The sequence below is a fragment of the Flavobacterium sp. LPB0248 genome (assembly GCF_013388355.1).
GTDB lineage: Bacteria > Bacteroidota > Bacteroidia > Flavobacteriales > Flavobacteriaceae > Flavobacterium.
In genome coordinates this window covers 2,672,352-2,689,323 of sequence record NZ_CP058246.1, presented here as the reverse complement: position 1 = coordinate 2,689,323, position 16,972 = coordinate 2,672,352, and the positions used below count along the sequence as shown (strand labels likewise).

15 protein-coding genes are annotated in these 16,972 nt (G+C 31.2%); 10 read left to right on the top strand and 5 right to left on the bottom strand.

The window, feature by feature from the left end:
- Positions 1-281: 281 nt before the first annotated feature.
- The gene (gene rpiB / locus LPB248_RS11235) at positions 282-713 is read left to right on the top strand and encodes a ribose 5-phosphate isomerase B (protein WP_091129181.1); all 432 of its coding nucleotides are present in this window, start codon (positions 282-284) and stop codon (positions 711-713) included.
- A 157-nt stretch (positions 714-870) separates the two neighbouring features.
- Here rpiB and LPB248_RS11230 read toward each other — a convergent pair whose 3' ends face one another.
- Positions 871-1,140, bottom strand: coding sequence for a DUF1294 domain-containing protein (locus tag LPB248_RS11230; protein ID WP_177211512.1), 270 nt, complete (start codon positions 1,138-1,140; stop codon positions 871-873).
- A 117-nt stretch (positions 1,141-1,257) separates the two neighbouring features.
- Here LPB248_RS11230 and LPB248_RS11225 point away from each other — a divergent pair, with 117 nt between their 5' ends.
- Positions 1,258-3,381 (top strand): Tex family protein, encoded by a 2,124-nt coding sequence (locus LPB248_RS11225; protein WP_177211511.1) that lies wholly within the window; start codon positions 1,258-1,260, stop codon positions 3,379-3,381.
- A gap of 93 nt (positions 3,382-3,474) precedes the next feature.
- Here the strand turns inward: LPB248_RS11225 and LPB248_RS11220 are convergent, their stop codons facing one another.
- Complete coding sequence (locus tag LPB248_RS11220; RefSeq protein ID WP_008465789.1) at positions 3,475-3,654, bottom strand: twin-arginine translocase TatA/TatE family subunit; 180 nt, start codon at positions 3,652-3,654, stop codon at positions 3,475-3,477.
- A gap of 213 nt (positions 3,655-3,867) precedes the next feature.
- Between LPB248_RS11220 and LPB248_RS11215 the strand changes: the two genes are divergently transcribed.
- The 7 genes from LPB248_RS11215 to LPB248_RS11185 all read left to right on the top strand — a co-directional run bounded on the left by LPB248_RS11215 (position 3,868) and on the right by LPB248_RS11185 (position 12,338).
- A complete protein-coding gene (locus LPB248_RS11215; RefSeq protein WP_177211510.1) occupies positions 3,868-4,374 on the top strand; it encodes a peptidase in 507 nt (168 codons plus the stop codon).
- Between the two features lie 11 nt (positions 4,375-4,385).
- Entirely contained in the window at positions 4,386-5,870 is a 1,485-nt protein-coding gene (locus LPB248_RS11210; RefSeq protein WP_177211509.1) for a GH3 auxin-responsive promoter family protein, read from the top strand.
- 140 nt (positions 5,871-6,010) lie between these two features.
- The gene (locus LPB248_RS11205; protein WP_177211508.1) at positions 6,011-7,690 is read left to right on the top strand and encodes a DUF6909 family protein; all 1,680 of its coding nucleotides are present in this window, start codon (positions 6,011-6,013) and stop codon (positions 7,688-7,690) included.
- A gap of 9 nt (positions 7,691-7,699) precedes the next feature.
- Entirely contained in the window at positions 7,700-8,686 is a 987-nt protein-coding gene (locus tag LPB248_RS11200) for a hypothetical protein (protein ID WP_177211507.1), read from the top strand.
- Between the two features lie 8 nt (positions 8,687-8,694).
- Entirely contained in the window at positions 8,695-9,996 is a 1,302-nt protein-coding gene (locus tag LPB248_RS11195) for an oligosaccharide flippase family protein (RefSeq protein WP_177211506.1), read from the top strand.
- Positions 9,997-10,006: 10 nt separating this feature from the next.
- Positions 10,007-11,071 (top strand): hypothetical protein, encoded by a 1,065-nt coding sequence (locus tag LPB248_RS11190; RefSeq protein ID WP_177211505.1) that lies wholly within the window; start codon positions 10,007-10,009, stop codon positions 11,069-11,071.
- Positions 11,043-12,338 (top strand): O-antigen ligase family protein, encoded by a 1,296-nt coding sequence (locus tag LPB248_RS11185; protein ID WP_177211504.1) that lies wholly within the window; start codon positions 11,043-11,045, stop codon positions 12,336-12,338. Before LPB248_RS11190 ends, LPB248_RS11185 begins: the two co-directional genes overlap by 29 nt.
- Here LPB248_RS11185 and LPB248_RS11180 read toward each other — a convergent pair.
- On the bottom strand, positions 12,315-13,511 hold the full coding sequence (locus LPB248_RS11180; RefSeq protein WP_255462926.1) for a glycosyltransferase: 1,197 nt from the start codon (positions 13,509-13,511) through the stop codon (positions 12,315-12,317). The genes LPB248_RS11185 and LPB248_RS11180 overlap by 24 nt on opposite strands.
- 14 nt (positions 13,512-13,525) lie before the next feature.
- Between LPB248_RS11180 and LPB248_RS11175 the strand changes: the two genes are divergently transcribed.
- On the top strand, positions 13,526-14,509 hold the full coding sequence (locus LPB248_RS11175; protein WP_177211503.1) for a UDP-glucuronic acid decarboxylase family protein: 984 nt from the start codon (positions 13,526-13,528) through the stop codon (positions 14,507-14,509).
- Between the two features lie 55 nt (positions 14,510-14,564).
- Here the strand turns inward: LPB248_RS11175 and LPB248_RS11170 are convergent, their stop codons facing one another.
- Together LPB248_RS11170 and wecB are read right to left on the bottom strand one after the other, a co-directional pair.
- Positions 14,565-15,752: a glycosyltransferase family 4 protein gene (locus tag LPB248_RS11170; protein WP_177211502.1), complete on the bottom strand. Its 1,188-nt coding sequence runs from the start codon at positions 15,750-15,752 to the stop codon at positions 14,565-14,567.
- Positions 15,752-16,840, bottom strand: a complete 1,089-nt coding sequence (gene wecB / locus LPB248_RS11165) for a non-hydrolyzing UDP-N-acetylglucosamine 2-epimerase (RefSeq protein WP_177211501.1) — start codon at positions 16,838-16,840, stop codon at positions 15,752-15,754. The genes LPB248_RS11170 and wecB overlap by 1 nt, the downstream gene beginning before the upstream one ends.
- Positions 16,841-16,972: the final 132 nt, after the last annotated feature.

Sequence of the window (16,972 nt, the reverse complement as noted above, 5' to 3'; positions counted from 1 at the left end):
GCTATTAACACCTTAAAATTTTAACAAATATTCTGTCTATTCTTCATTGATTGTGAGATAGTTATATACTTATCAAAATTGTTAATAACTGATAAGGTTTTGACAGTAAGATAGTTGTAAAATGAGAGTTTTTATAACGAATTTACGAATGTATGCTAATTATAAATTGCTTTGTTGATATAGTATGTATAAAGAAAAAAATTTGTGAAAATTAGTGCAATTCGTGTCGAACATCTATTTATTAAGTAAATTTGCATAACACAACTTAATAGTATAGAAAAATGAAAATTTCGATAGGAAACGACCACGCAGGACCAGAATATAAAAAAGCAATTGTTGAAATGCTTAAAGCTAGAGGATATGAGGTAACAAATTATGGAACAGATACTGATGCTTCTGTAGATTATCCAGATTTCGGGCATCCAGTTGCTAATGATGTATCTGAAGGAAAAGCAGATTTTGGAATCGTAATCTGTGGAAGCGGTAACGGAATTGCAATGACTGTTAATAAACACCCGAAAGTGAGAGCTGGCTTATGCTGGACTAAAGAAATCGCGTATTTAACACGTTTACACAATGATGCCAATATTGTGAGTATTCCAGCGAGATTTACATCTATTCATCAAGCTGTTGAAATTGTTGAAACTTTCCTTGATACAGCTTTTGAAGGAGGAAGACACCAAAATAGAGTGAATAAAATTGCTTGTTCTTAAAAAGTCAAAAAAAATTTTTGGTGCTTCGCACCTATTATAAATAAAAACACACCGGGCCGATTTTTTAATTTGTCCGGTTTTTTATTTAAATATTTGTAATTCAGTTATTTAAGTTTATATAAAACAGTATTTTTAGAGTTATCAACAATGTTAATATCTACTTTTTGTAATTTAATAAGGCAATTATAAGCGCTACTTGAATTACCAAAATCACAACAAACTTTACAATAAAAGAAGTTTTACTCGTTTTATGTTTAAATAATAACATTGCTGTTAATAACCCTGGAGTTCCGCCAATAAGTTGCAGAAAGAATAACGTATTTTCGGGAATTCGTCTTTTATTTTTTCTAGCCCTATTTTTATCATAACCAGCGAGAATAAAAACAAGTATGTTAATAATTAAAAAATAGAGTAAAAAAATTTTCATAGGCTTAAAATTAAAAACAAAGATATTATTTTAGCCAAATGTTTGATTAATTTACAAGATTGTTTTAACAAGTAAATTATATCAACTTATAATTAAGAATTTATTTCATTAAAAAGTATGACTAATATTCAATTCATTGCCAAGTCTGTTCAGGCACCCGCTGTCAGCATTCAAAACACAGTAAAATTATTAGAAGAAGATTGTACGATTCCGTTTATTTCGCGTTACCGAAAAGACGCTACCGGAAATCTTGATGAAACTGTAATTGAGCAGATTGCAAAACTTCAAAAAGATTATGATACACTTATTAAACGTAAAGAAGCCGTTTTAAAATCTATTGAGGAGCAAAAGGCGCTTACGCCTGAATTGAAGAAAAAGATTGAAGATAGTTTTGATTTACAAGAAATCGAAGATTTTTATCTTCCATATAAAAAGAAGAAAAAAACAAAAGCCGATGTGGCGCGCGAATTTGGTCTTGAACCTTTAGCTAAACTGATTATATCTGAAAGTGACGCTGATATCGATTTTATTTCGACACAATACATTAATGAAAATGTTATTAACGAAGAAGCAGCGATTCAAGGCGCAAGAGATATTGTAGCAGAATGGATTAACGAAAATATCTATGTTCGTAAACAATTAAGAAGATTGTTTCAACGTAAAGCAACAATCACTACAAAAGTGGTTAAAAAGAAAGCAGAGGAAGAAGGCGCACAAAAATTCAATCAATATTTTGATTGGGAAGAACCTTTAACAAAAGCTCCAGCGCACCGTTTATTAGCGATGCTTCGTGCAGAAAATGAAGGTTTTATTAAAATGAAAATTGATGTTGATATTGATGATGCTTACGATGTTATTGACGATATTATCATTAAAAAACAAAACAATTCAACAGCTCATTTGCAACTAGCAATTGAAGACAGTTACAAACGTTTATTGAATCCAGCAATTGGAAACGAAACGTTACAAGAAGCAAAAGCAAAAGCCGATGCAAATTCTATTCAGGTTTTTGCTAACAATTTAGGTCAGTTATTATTGGCTCCGCCGTTGGGAGAAAAACGTATTTTGGCAATTGATCCTGGATTTAGAAGTGGTTGTAAAGTAGTTTGTCTGGACGAAAAAGGCGATTTATTATATAACGAAACGATTTATCCACATGCGCCTCAAAATGAGGAATCAATGGCGATAAAAAAAATCCGTTCGATGGTAAACGCGTATCAAATTGATGCGATTTCTATTGGAAACGGAACGGCTTCTAGGGAAACTGAATTTTTCATCAAAAAAATTGCGTTCGACAAACCAGTTCAGGTTTTTGTGGTTTCTGAGGCTGGAGCTTCAGTATATTCGGCTTCAAAAATTGCGAGAGAAGAATTTCCAAATTATGATGTGACTGTTCGTGGTTCGGTTTCTATCGGAAGACGACTTTCAGATCCGTTGGCCGAATTGGTAAAAATCGACCCGAAAGCGATTGGAGTAGGGCAGTATCAGCATGATGTTGACCAGACGAAACTTAAAGAAGAATTAGATAGTACGGTAATTCGGTGCGTAAACTCGGTTGGAATTAACATCAATACAGCAAGTAAACACTTATTAAGTTATGTGAGTGGAATCGGGGAGAAGCTGGCCGAAAACATTGTACAATACCGTTCTGAAAACGGACCTTTTGAAGATAGAAAACAACTGAAAAAAGTGCCTCGTTTAGGAGATAAGGCGTATCAGCAAGGAGCAGCGTTTATTAGAATTACAAATGCTAAAAATCCGTTGGATAATTCAGCAGTGCATCCAGAGGCTTATCCAGTTGTTGAAAAGATGGCGAAGGATTTGAATATTTCTTTGAATGACTTAATTGCAAACAAAGAGAAAACAGCGCTTATTAAGGCCGAAAAATATGTAACACCTGAAATTGGTTTACTTACGCTAAAAGACATCATAAAAGAGCTTGAAAAGCCGGGATTAGATCCGAGAAAGTCGGCTAAGGTTTTTGAATTTGATGCCAATGTAAAATCAATCAAAGATTTGAAAACCGGAATGATATTACCAGGTATTGTTAATAACATCACCAACTTTGGCTGTTTTGTTGACATCGGAATTAAAGAAAGCGGTTTAGTGCATATTTCGCAGTTAAAAGCTGGATTTGTGAGCGATGTTAACGAAGTGGTAAAATTGCATCAGCATGTTGATGTTAAAGTTACAGAGGTTGATGAAGATAGAAAGAGAATTCAGCTAACGATGATTTTGTAAAAAATCCAAAAATAAAAATCCAAATTCCAATTGGAATGAACAAAAAAATCCCAGACTACATTGTAATCTGGGATTTTAAATTTTTCGAATTTATTATTTCGTTTCTTCTTCTTGTTTTTTAGAAGCAGCAGGTTGATCGTCTTTAGCAGCGTTTTTAAATTCCTTAATTCCACTTCCTAAACCTTTCATTAATTCTGGAATTTTTTTACCTCCAAAAAGTAATATCACAATACCTACGATAACAAGGATTTCTGTAAGACCTAATCTTCCCATGACTAATATATTTAATGCCGAAGCAAATTGTTTTTCTTAATTATTCCGCAAAGGTATATAGAAATATACGAAATAGAAGTATTTTTAGTTTAAAATATTTGTATCAGACCGCGTTAAATATTTTATAAAATCGTAAATTATAGCTCTTCATGAAATTTTTTGAATAAATATCATGATGATTAATTGTTATATTTGCTAGCATAAAGAAGGATAATGAATAAAAAAAAGAAAAAGAATTTTAGAAAAAAACTGTTCATTAAAAACCGATTAGTAATTTTAAATGAAGACACTTTTGAAGAGATATTTTCTTTTAGGCTTACTTTAATGAATGTCTTTGTAACGTTTACTTTAGGAGGAATATTTCTAATTTTGGTTACTACTTTTATCATTGCTTTTACACCCCTTCGCGAATTTATTCCTGGATATTCTTCTACAGAATTGAAACGAAACGCTACAAGACTAGCAATTAAATCGGATTCTTTAGAAACGGCTTTAAAACAGAATGAAATTTACATAAAGGGAATTCAGAAAGTTTTGAAGGGAGAATTGGAATATTCAAAATTTAATAAAGATTCTATATTAGCAGAATCGGTTGAGGATGCTTCAGATGTAAATATGAAAGCATCTGATGCTGAAATAAAACTGAGAGAAGATGTAGCTGAAACTGAAAAAGAAATAAAAGCAAAATCTCAGGACAAAAAGAAAAGTGATAAAAAATAATACCACTGAAAATGTCAATTAAGTCAATTGCGGCAAAAATATTTGCCAAAAATATATACAATCAGACACTTAAATGGGCCAATAAACCTGTTGAAACACAACAAAAAGTTTTTAAAAGTTTGATCGAAAATGCGCAAAACACCAAATTTGGAAAAGACCATCATTTTGAACAAATAAAAAGTTTTGAAGATTTTCAGAAACAGGTTCCCGTTAGAGATTATGAAGATTTAAAATCTTACATAGAAAAGGTAGTAAAAGGAGAAGCGGATATTCTCTGGAAAGGAAAACCTTTATATTTTGCTAAAACTTCTGGAACAACTTCTGGTGCAAAATTTATTCCGCTGACCAAAGAATCAATGCCTTATCATATTGAAGCGGCTCGAAATGCAATTCTACATTATATTCATGAAACAGGAAATGCTGATTTTGTCGATGGAAAAATGATCTTTTTGCAGGGAAGTCCAATACTCACAGAGAAATACGGAATTAAATTTGGACGACTTTCTGGAATCGTAGCGCATTTTGTTCCTAAATACCTGCAGAAAAACCGAATGCCATCTTGGGAAACCAATTGTATCGAAGATTGGGAAACCAAAGTAGACGCTATTGTAGATGAAACGATAAAAGAAGATATGTCGGTTATTTCTGGAATTCCGTCTTGGGTTCAGATGTATTTCGAACGTTTGGAACAAAAAAGTGGCGGAAAAAAGATTGGCGAAATATTCAAAAATTTCAATTTGTTCATTTACGGAGGTGTTAATTATGAACCGTACCGTGCCAAATTTGAAAACATGATCGGCAGAAAAGTAGACAGTATAGAATTGTTTCCTGCCTCTGAAGGATTTTTTGCTTATCAGGATTCACAAAGAGAAAAAGGGATGCTGTTGCTATTGAATTCTGGTATTTTCTACGAGTTTATAAAAGCAGATGAGTTCTTTGAAGAAAATCCAAAAGTATTGACAATTGGAGAGGTTGAAGTAGGAGTGAACTACGTTTTGATAATTTCTACCAATGCAGGATTATGGCGTTATAATATTGGAGATACCGTTCAATTTACCTCTTTGGCTCCGTATCGTGTTATAGTTTCTGGGCGTATCAAACATTATATTTCGGCTTTTGGAGAACACGTTATCGCCAATGAAGTCGAAAATGCGATGAAAGAAGCTGTAAATTCAACTAATATTGTAATCAACGAATTTACCGTGGCGCCTCAAATAAATCCATCAAACGGACTTCCGTATCACGAGTGGCTGATTGAATTTGAAAAAGAGCCTGAAAACATGGAAGTTTTTGCAGAAACTATAGACAATTCAATGCGTAAGCAGAATATTTATTACGACGATTTAATTACCGGAAATGTTTTAAGAAAAGTAGTGATCACTAAAGTTTCTAAAAACGGATTTCAAGATTATATGAAATCACAAGGAAAATTGGGCGGACAGAATAAGATTCCGAGATTATCGAATGATAGAAAGATTGCTGATAATTTGAAGTAGGATTTAGCTTTTTTAAAATAACCGTCTAACAATTTGTTAAATGGAAATTCATTAAAGTTATATATATAATTCCTACTTTCGTTTATTGAAATATTCACATCTTCTTTACAAATGAAGATGATTTTTAAAAATAAAAAGACATGAAAGAAACTAAACATATATCAAGATCTAGAGCGCAGGAATCTTCTGCAGCTATAGAAAAAATGTACATTACAATGCGCCATTTATTCAATCGTGGTTTTTATAAACCAATGGGAGTTTCTGGTGACAGTTTACGCGAATCATTATTGGCTTTACGTCCAGAAATTTATGGTAATATCGCCGAAGAAAAAGTTGAGTTAAACGGGCTTTTGTACGTTATTGAACGTCTTCCAATCGGAATTGAACAATGCCGATTCATAAATTTAACTTCAGACGAAGGATACTCTAAATCGCATTTTCAGCCGATTGTTCCTCCAAAAAGAAGAAGAAACTGCTACAGAATTGATGAAGAACAGATGAATGTTGAAATCACGCGTGGACGTTCAGACATTTACGATATTCTGACGCATTTGACTTTCATTTTCATCGAATCGCATAAAATTAAAAATAGAGTTTTAATAGATGATGGAGGAGAAGTTTCGCGTGATTGGCAGAAATTAGAGCAAGCCGTTATGCAGACCAAGAAGCTTTCTCAAGTTGAAAAAGAAAAAGCAATTTCTCACGTTGCCAATATTTTAGCAAGAACTTTTGAGGAAGTTTTAGATATTTACGATGCTTTTGGTTCAGAAAATGCACCAGATCGTTTCCTACACGTTATTTATTGGTTAGGAAAACTAGCGATAGAAGAGATTGTTGAAAATAACAAACGTACGATCACTTTTAGTCCAGTTTTACGTGAAAGATTAGGACATCATATTCATGGAGAAATCTGGGCAACAAACATTAAAGAAGTTTTAAAAGCAAACGATTTGCTGAAAAGACCAATTCACGTAATTAGTGCTAATATGCACAGTGTGATGAATTCGATTTTTGCAACGCCATTGTTAAAAACAAAATATAAAGGAAAAACAGATTTCTTTATTTATGAAGAATTAAGCAGTTCGGGATCAAAAGAAATTAGAGGCCAGGTAGAAGAATTGGCTTTAAAAAATGGAATGATCTCGTTGCCAGATTGTTCAGGAACCAATATTGATGTTCAGATTTTTGACACAGCTAAAATTGATTGGTCAAAAACAGCATTTTCGCATGCTAATGTAGGTGAAGATAAACCTGTTATTATCGTAATGGATTATGCTTTTGGTGAACAGGCGTATGAAACTATCGACGAGCTTTTGAAACCATTCAAAAAAGAAACTTTACTAAATGTAAAATCGGTTTCTATTATGGGTAAAGCCGGAATTCTGGAAGGAGGAAAAGGCGATATCATGATTCCGTCTGCGCATATCAACGAAGGAACGGCAGATAATTATTTCTTCGAAAATGAATTGACAGGCGCAATGTTTGAAGGAAATGATATAGATATTTATGAAGGAGCAATGGTTACCGTTCTTGGAACTTCATTACAAAATAGAGATTTATTAAAATTTTTCCATGAATCGACTTGGGGCGTAATTGGTCTGGAAATGGAAGGATCTTATTATCAAAAAGCAATTCAGTCAGCATCAAAAATTAGAAAAAGCGTTCCACACGATATTAAAGTTCGCTATGCTTATTATGCTTCAGATAATCCGCTGGAAACAGGAAGTACATTGGCTTCAGGCGGATTGGGAACAACAGGAGTAAAACCAACTTATTTAATTACAATTAAGATTCTAGAGCAGATTTTCAACATCAAATAAAAATCATAAATGAGTACAAAAGTACCGCAGGATAATTCAGAACAGGAGATTGATATTTTTCAGCTTTCTAAAAGCATTGGCAGTTTTTTTGATCGAATTAATGCCATGATTTTTAAATCTATTCATTTCTTTGTTCGCAATTGGATTATCGTTTTAATTTTGGCTGTTGCAGGTTTTGGAATTGGCTGGTATTTAGATGCAAATAAAAAATCATTTGAAAATCAGGTTATTGTAACTCCAAATTTTGGAAGCGTAGATTATCTTTATTCTAAAATAGATTTGATCGAATCTAAAATTATTGCAGGAGATACTGCTTTCATAAAAAACGTAGTTGGAATTCAAAATCCAAAATCAATAAAAAAAATCGAAATTAAGCCTATTGCCGATGTTTATAAGTTTATTGAAGACAAAGAGCAGAATTTCGAGCTGATTAAATTAATGGCTGAGGTTGGCGAAGTCAAAAAGGTTCTAGAAGACAACGTAACAAGTAAAAACTACACTTTTCATTCAATATCTTTTGTAACCAACAAAATTACGGAAGAAAAAGATATCGTAGAGCCGTTGTTAAAATACTTAAACAGTTCGGAATATTTTAAAGCGCTTCAAAAAATTGGTTACAAAAATCTAGAGCAGCAGATTGTTCAAAACGATACTATTATTGCTCAAATTGACCAAGTTTTAAACGGATTTTCGAATACGGTAAAAAACAGTTCAAGAAACGATAAATTAGTTTATTATAATGAAAATACGCAGCTTAATGACATCATTAAAACAAAGCAGTATTTGATTATTGATCAGGGAAAAAATAGATTAAAACTTATGAATTATGATAAAACGATTAAGGAAATAAATGCGATTTTAAATATCAATAATACTAAAATTACGAACGGGAATTTTAAACTTATGCTTCCGATATTTTTTCTTTTTCTCTTTGTTTTAATTCATTTATTTCTAAAGTTTTATCGCAGCCAGCTTTTGAAAGCTCAGGTTAAATAATATTAGGATTGAAAACGCTTAAGATCTTTGAAAGAATTTCAAAAAACTCCTTCATAAAACAGAGTTTAGGAACTTTGGCTTTGCGAATTTTTGGAGTTCTTTTGTTATTTGGTTTCACGGTGTTTCTAACAAAATCATACAGTCCAAAATTGGTCGGGCAGTATGATTTTGTGCGTTCTTATCTTTTGGCAGTTGGAAGTATTTGTTTATTAGGTTTCGATCAGTCTATTTTATATTTTAAAGGAAGACTGGCAAGTCAGAATGAGCTTAGACAATTAAAAAAAGTATATTTAAAAATGGTGAATATGCTATTTTTAACTTCAATATTAATTCTAATTGTTTTTCTTCTTATCGATAAAAAGAGAATCAATACTTATTTTCTTGATGATGAGGTTTATTCTATTCTTTTAAAAAGTTCTGTTATATTATTTTTTCATGGATTGTCGCTTTTAAATACTGAAGTTTTCAGAGCGATGGACAAATTGTATGTTGCTGAATTGTTTCGAAATATTATCAAATATATTCCGCTAATAATTGGCTCTGTTGTTTTGTTTTTTTGGCATTTAGAAACGTATTTGGTAGATGTTTTTTTAATTGGTTTTGTTTTTTTGGCAATTATAAGCTCTGTTTTAATATTCATTTACTTTAATAAAACGGAGACAGTAACAGAAGAGGTTTTTACTTCAAAAGAGATTTTTACAAAATCATATCCCATAGCAATAAGTGGAATGGCAATGTTTTTATTAATGTCTTTTGATATTATGTTTTTGAAAAAGTATCAAAACGATGAAGCAGTTGCTTTTTATTCCGTAGGAGTTAAAATAATGACAATTGTTTCTGTTATTATTTTGACAATAAACATAACAGTTTCAGCAAAAATTGCAGAGTATTTTTCTAGTAAGAATATGATCGAATTAAAAAAAGTATTGCGAAACAGTGCTCGTTTAATTTTTTGCATTAGTTTTCCTGTGATTACTTTAATTTCTATATTCTCCGAATATGTTTTGTCCATGTTTGGACATCAATATGTCATAGCGCAACAATCCTTTTTAATTTTAATAATCGGTCAGGGAATCTGTTCATTATTTGGCTCTGCACCAGTTTATTTGAATATGACAGGGAGACAGCATATTTTTCAGATAATTTTAATAGGAGCGGTTATTATTAACTTTACTCTAAATCGATTTTTGATTCCAATTTACGGAATGACAGGTGCCGCAATTGCTTTTTTCTGTAGCTCTTTTTTATGGAATTTTGTTTCGGCAGCTGTCATTTATAAAAAAGACAAAATCAAGATTTTTTTACATTAAAAATATACTAATGAAAACTGTAATCAAAAAAAGCAAAGCTGCTTTCTTGCTTATTGCACTGGTAAACTTAGCTGTTGCTTTTGGTGCTTTTTTTGTTTTGCCACCAAGATTCTTTTATGATGCCGCAATTATTGCCTTTGATAAAGGAAACGAAGTAGGGTATTTTGGTAGTTATCCACTTACCATTTTATTTTATAAAATTACAGGACTTCGGCATTTACCATTTCCAGTAATTGCGCTTTTACAGTTCCCTATATTAATGTTTATTTTGTACAAAATAGGAATTCCAAATGATTTTGAAAAAATAAATGTAAAGAACATTTTAGTCTATTTAGGCATTTTTATGATGGCTATTTTTATATCAATGCCATCAAAAGAATTTATTACTTTTTTGTTTATTTCACCTATTGCTTTTATGTGTGTAAATAAGCAGTTTTCTTTCAAAAAAACGATAATTATATCGTTTCTTTTATTCGTTGTTTTTGGTGCTTTTTATCGTCCTTATTTTGCCTTAATTCCTATAATAACTTATGGAATGTACTTAATAAGTTTTATCAATTTTAAGAATAGAGTTTTGACAACTATTTTCTATGGCTTGTTAATTGCCTTTTTTCTATCCTTAAGTTACGGAATTATAAAAGGAGAATATTTTTCAGAAATAAGCCGTGAAGTTGTAAATAACGCTAGAATGGGATCTGCAGATGCAAATTCGATGATTGTTCCGCTTGTAAAACCTGACACATGGTATGGAGAAGCCATTTCAGTTTTCTATGGCTTTTTTACGGTAAATATTCCCTTAAACGGATTAAAGCATTTACTCTCTCCACAAATTCTTATTTTTGTTATTTGGCAACTGTTATTATCGTATATTCTATTAGTTCGTTTTTCTAAATGTTTAAAAGACAGGGAAAATTATAAATATGAACTTTTTGCGTTATTTATTTTACTTTCTTTTTTTATAATTCAGGGTGTTTTTGAACCAGATTTAGGCTCTGCTGTTAAGCATAAAACAGGTATTTTTCCATTAATTTATTTTACATTGTACTATGAACATTTCAGAAAAAAACTTCAATAAAATTTTTCATGTTTTTTTGTGTCTGATTGCTGGTGCAATGATTTTCAGAAAACCTTGTTCATTTCTTATAATAATATTTGCTGCTTTTAATTTAGTTTTTTATAAAAAACTGAAATATTCGAAAGCATCATTTATTTTAATGGCCTGTATCGCTTCACCGTTTTTGCTTGAATTGCTGATGTTTTGGAATAATGATTCCTTTACAAAAGGATTAAAGGCTATAGAAAAGAACATTTCGTTAATCGTTTTCCCATTATTTATTATTGGAAATTTCGAACGTATTAACTTTTTTAAGCTTGCAAAAACATATGTTATTATGACAACGTTGATTCTGTTTTTGTTTTTTGTTAGATTCAATCTCTTTTATCCTGAGTTAATGCAGAAATATTTAAACGGAATTCATTTATGGGAAATGGGTTATCAATTTGCAAATAGTATAGGAATCCATGCACCTGCTTTAAATATGCATTTAGCATTTGTTTGTGTTTGCGTTTTTTATTTTGTGTTTAATACTTTTCGACAACGCGAGAATTTAAAAACTAAAATATTTTGGATTATTGTGTTTATTCTTTCTTTTTTCTTTGTGCTTTTTGTTAATACCAGAATGGCTTTAGGAAACATTTTTGCAGGGTTTTTAATTGTTCTGGTTTTAGAAATTAAAGCGAAATTCAATCTGAAAAAACTCATTATTATTACAATACCACTTTTGGTTCTTCTCTTTGGAATCCTTTTTTTATTTGTTCAAAAAGATCCTTATATGAAAGAGAAATATTCGAAAGTAACTTTTGCGTATATGGATAAAGTTGGAAAATTGGATGAAATTGACCATCCTGAGATTAAAGTTTTCAATTCGCTGGTTACTAGAGTCTCGATATGGAAATCAGCATGGGAATTGTCGCTTAAAAACCTTCCTTTTGGAGTAGGAGCATCAGATGGAAAACCAGAATTGAATAAATATTATAAAGAGACTAACCAGCAGTTTTTAGCTAAATATGAATTTCCTACTCATAATCAGTTTCTTGATTTTTTATTAAAATTTGGTATTCTCGGACCGTTGGTAGTTGCACTTTATATCTTTACTATAGGCTATTTGGGTTATGATTTAAAAAATGCAATTATATTTTCGTTTTTTTTTATTTTTTTCACTTCAAATTTAGTAGATGACTTTTTACTACGCTTTGACGGAATTGCCTTCAGCGGATTTTGGTTTTCTGTATTTGGAAGTTATTGGATTCAAAAAAAATCATTGGTTATAAACCTCAATTAAGTCTTTAAAATTTTTGTTAACATTAAATAATTCTTGACACCTTTCAAGAGCTTTTTCTCCAAAAATTGTTCTTGTTTCGGTATTCCTTAAAATTTCAAAATACTCATTTAATTCTTCAATATCAGTAAATAAAAAACCTGTTTTATTATGTACAACAGCATCTTTATTCCCAATAACATTAGTGGCAATAATAGGTTTTTTTAGAGCCATTGCTTCAAGAACAGCAATTGGTAATCCTTCCCATAAAGATATCTGCATATAGACATCAACTTTATTCAATTCTTTTAAGACGGTTTCGCGATCTAAAATCCAACCAGTAATTTTGATATTTGAGGCCGTAATTAAAGATTTTAACTCACCATCTCCAATCCAAACAAAATTATATTCAGGAAACTTTAAGGCAATTTTATTGAATAAAGAAGGATTTCTTGCTGCAGTAATTCTAGCCATAATCCCTATCGTAAGCTTATCATTTTTATTCTCAACAAAATTTTCACGTATACTCTCAATATCAACACCATTTCGAACCAATTTTGAACTACCGATTTTTTTGGCAATTGCAAACTCAGTATCTCCACAAGCAATAGTTACGCCTCCAAATATAGTTTGGGTACTTTTTTCTATAAACCAATATATTTTTCGAATAGGTTTTGAAATATCCGTTCTAAGAAATGAATAACCGTGTGGCGAATAATATAGCTTCTTTTTCTTAAACAAGAAGAAATAAGCAATCCTGCCCAAAACTCCTGCTTTTGATGAATGAAGGTGAATAATGTCTGGATTTATTTTTTTCAGCTCTTTAGTTAACCGAATTACAGATTTTAGATCTTGAAGAGGAGAAAAACTTCGCAGCATATTAATTTCTACCAAATTAATGTTGCTAGAAAGTTCAGATTTAATTTTTTCTCTGTCTATTTCTTTTCGGTTTGCACTGTAAATTATTGTAGTATCGATGCGACTTTTTATTTCATCCTCACCAAAATAAGTTGATAAATCATTAAAATAAGTATAAACGCCTCCGCCAAGGGCTTCTATGATATGTACAACTTTCAATGCAAATTGATTTAATTCTTGGTAAAAATAGATAAATTGATATGAACTGTAATCTGAAATACCAAAACTTCTTTTATTGGATGGTTTTATATCTAATTTAAAAGGCAGATATTTGTGCATCTTTAAAATTTATCATGAAAAGAATACTTATCACTGGAGCGGCAGGATTTTTAGGATCACACTTATGTGACAGATTTATCAAAGAAGGTTACTTTGTAATTGGTATGGATAATTTGATTACGGGCGATCTTAAGAATATTGAACATTTATTCAAATTAGAAAACTTTGAGTTTTATCATCATGATATTACTAAGTTCGTTCATGTTCCAGGAGATTTAGATTATATATTGCATTTTGCTTCGCCAGCAAGCCCGATTGATTATTTAAAAATTCCGATTCAGACTCTTAAAGTTGGGTCTTTAGGGACACATAATTTATTAGGCTTGGCAAGAGTAAAAAAAGCAAGAATTTTGATTGCATCTACTTCAGAAGTTTACGGAGATCCACTAGTTCATCCTCAGACAGAAGAATATTATGGAAATGTAAATACAATTGGTCCTCGTGGAGTTTATGATGAAGCGAAACGTTTTCAGGAATCAATTACAATGGCATATCATACGTTTCACGGAGTAGAGACCAGAATTGTGCGTATTTTTAACACGTACGGACCAAGAATGCGACTGAACGACGGACGTGTAATTCCTGCTTTTATTGGACAAGCGTTACGTGGAGAAGATTTAACGATTTTTGGGGACGGAATGCAGACACGTTCTTTTTGTTATGTAGACGATCAAGTTGAAGGTATCTACAGATTATTGCATTCAGATTATGTTTATCCTGTAAATATTGGAAATCCAGACGAAATCACCATCAAAGATTTTGCAGAAGAAATTATAAAATTGACAGGAACAAACCAGAAAGTGGTGTATCATCCACTGCCGATAAACGATCCGTTACAGCGTCAGCCAGATACTACAAAAGCAAAAGAATTGTTAGGTTGGGAAGCAAAAGTAAACAGAGCAGAAGGAATGAAAATAACTTATGAGTATTTCAAATCATTATCTCCTGAAGAATTGGCTAAAGAAGAACATAAAGATTTTTCTAGTTATATTAAATAATAAAAGGGACTGTTATTTCAAAAATAATTGTCCCTTTTATCAATAGTTATTTTACTTAAAAAGCATTGTTTTCAATTAAATTTTTCATTTGCTGATTAAGATTAAAATTTGTTTTAGCATGCTCAAAAATTGTTTTCTTCATATTTTGAATTTCAAGTTTTCCTATTTTTGAAATTTGTTTTAAAGCAATATTTAAACCTTTAAAATCTTCGACAGGAACAACCCACCCTAAATTGTTTTCTTCTACTATAATTTCTCCTTCACCGCCTCCAAAATAAAGAACAGGAAACCCTAAAGCGCTATATTCGAATATTTTAGAAGGAACAGAACCATAAATTCTTGTTTTTAAAGGAACTAAAGCAATGTCTAAATCTCGTAGTTTTTCATGTAGAACATCTCTCTCCAACATTCCATAAAATATAATTTTCTGTTTTGAATGTTCATTTAAATAATTTAAAATTTGATCTTTTTCTGCACCATCGCCAAAAATATGTAGTTCAATGTTTAGATTTTCTAAGTCCAATTGCTGAATAAGCTCAAAAACTCCTTGCGCTACTCCTAATAAACCAGCATAAAATAATTTTATAGGCTCTGCTAAATTATAATTTTTAGCAGTAATATTTTCAATAAAATGATCTGGATAATTGCGATATAAAAAGCATTTTTTTTTAGGAAAAATGGAATGAATATGGTCGATAATTTCATCGGATTGCGCAAAAATGTGCGTTGCTTTATTATAAATAAAACGTTCGATAAAAAGCAGAATTTTATGCGAAATACTGTTTTTCGTTAATACACCAAGCTCAATAGCAGCAGTTGGCCAAAGATCTGAAACATTCAAGATTATTTTTTTTCTTTTTATCCAAAGAGCTAAAACAGAGACAAAAGACAGTAATAATGGTGGAGATTGTACAATTACCTTTTTTGGTGTTTTAGCAAATAGTAAATAAAAAAACAAAACACTTGAAAATGAAAATGTTGAAATAATTCTTTTAAAAATATTAGAGCTATTGCTCGGATAAATCCAAAGACGTTTTAAAGTTATGTTTTGGATTTTTTCTGTAACAGAAAATCGTCCCTTGTATTCTGGAAAAAGTTCACCTTTTGGATAATTTGGAAGAGGAGAAATTACCGAAACGACGTATCCGTTTTGGTTTAGTTTTAAAGCTAATTGCTCAATTCTATTAGCTGCAGCACCTTTTTCAGGAGGATAATAATTTGATATAATTAAAATGTCATTCATTATTTCTTATTCAGTAAAATTGAAATAATTCTTTCTGATGCTTTTCCATCCCATAATTCCGGAATTCCGCTTTTTTTTGGTCCATTTTCTAAAAAGGTTTCAAAATACTTCTTCAAATTTTCTAATGATGTCCCCACAATTTTATTGGAACCAATAGTTTCTGTTTCGGGACGTTCCGTATTGTCACGCATTGTAAAACAAGGAATTCCTAAAACAGTTGTTTCTTCAGAAATTCCGCCACTATCTGTAATAACTGCAAAACTGTTTTTGATTAAGTACATGAAGTTTAGATAACCTTGAGGAGAGACGAAGATGATGTTTTTAAAATTGCGTTTGTTTTCGCTTAAAATTGCCTGAGTTCTTGGATGAATTGGAAAAATTATTTTTTTACCCTTTACTAATAAATCAATTCCAAGAAGAAGTTCGATAAGGGAAGATACTTCATCAACATTTGCAGGACGATGCAATGTTAAAACGACATAATTTTTCTCACTTAATTGATGTTCATTCCAAAAATCAGGAGCCGAAATTCTATTTATGTTTTGATACAAAGTGTCAATCATTACGTTCCCAACAAAATGTATATTTTCAGGATTAGACCCCAGTTTTATTAGATTTTCTGAAGCTGAGGTTGAGGTTGTAAAAAAATAATCTGTAATGCTATCAGTTAGCATGCGATTAATTTCCTCTGGCATTGTTAAATCTCCAGAACGAATTCCAGCTTCTACATGCGCCACTTTAGTGTAACATTTTTTTGCCACAATTGAGCATGCCATTGTCGAGTTTACATCTCCAACTACCAAAACCAAATCACAGGGATTTTGAATTAATTCTTTTTCAAAAGCAATCATTATGGCAGCTGTTTGTTCTGCTTGAGAACCACTTTTTACTTCTAAATTAATATCTGGATGAGGAATATTTAATTCTTCAAAGAAAGTATCGCTTAGATTTTTGTCATAATGCTGACCCGTATGTATTAAACGAAATGAAATATTAAATCCTTTATTTTGTTTATTTTTTATAGCATTGATAATAGGTGCTATTTTTATGAAATTGGGCCTTGCGCCTGCAATGATGGTTATTTTCATAGTTGGATCAGATTCTTTCTAAAAACTTTCTTTCCGCAAAAGTAAAGTTTAAATTGGAATCTCAGCAGGTCAAGATAATTTCTTCAAATTCTTGATGATTTTTGAATCTTGTCAAATTTGGAAGATACAATT

Bases quoted from the DNA above. Each gene is read 5' to 3' on its own strand.
- LPB248_RS11215 (WP_177211510.1), top strand. From the start codon at position 3,868: ATGAATAAAAAAAAGAAAAAGAATTTTAGAAAAAAACTGTTCATTAAA.
- LPB248_RS11210 (WP_177211509.1), top strand. From the start codon at position 4,386: ATGTCAATTAAGTCAATTGCGGCAAAAATATTTGCCAAAAATATATAC.
- LPB248_RS11170 (WP_177211502.1), bottom strand. From the start codon at position 15,752: ATGAATGACATTTTAATTATATCAAATTATTATCCTCCTGAAAAAGGT.
- LPB248_RS11200 (WP_177211507.1), top strand. From the start codon at position 7,700: ATGAGTACAAAAGTACCGCAGGATAATTCAGAACAGGAGATTGATATT.
- LPB248_RS11220 (WP_008465789.1), bottom strand. From the start codon at position 3,654: ATGGGAAGATTAGGTCTTACAGAAATCCTTGTTATCGTAGGTATTGTG.
- LPB248_RS11205 (WP_177211508.1), top strand. From the start codon at position 6,011: ATGAAAGAAACTAAACATATATCAAGATCTAGAGCGCAGGAATCTTCT.
- LPB248_RS11230 (WP_177211512.1), bottom strand. From the start codon at position 1,140: ATGAAAATTTTTTTACTCTATTTTTTAATTATTAACATACTTGTTTTT.
- rpiB (WP_091129181.1), top strand. From the start codon at position 282: ATGAAAATTTCGATAGGAAACGACCACGCAGGACCAGAATATAAAAAA.
- LPB248_RS11175 (WP_177211503.1), top strand. From the start codon at position 13,526: ATGAAAAGAATACTTATCACTGGAGCGGCAGGATTTTTAGGATCACAC.
- LPB248_RS11180 (WP_255462926.1), bottom strand. From the start codon at position 13,511: ATGCACAAATATCTGCCTTTTAAATTAGATATAAAACCATCCAATAAA.
- LPB248_RS11185 (WP_177211504.1), top strand. From the start codon at position 11,043: ATGAACATTTCAGAAAAAAACTTCAATAAAATTTTTCATGTTTTTTTG.
- LPB248_RS11225 (WP_177211511.1), top strand. From the start codon at position 1,258: ATGACTAATATTCAATTCATTGCCAAGTCTGTTCAGGCACCCGCTGTC.
- LPB248_RS11190 (WP_177211505.1), top strand. From the start codon at position 10,007: ATGAAAACTGTAATCAAAAAAAGCAAAGCTGCTTTCTTGCTTATTGCA.
- wecB (WP_177211501.1), bottom strand. From the start codon at position 16,840: ATGAAAATAACCATCATTGCAGGCGCAAGGCCCAATTTCATAAAAATA.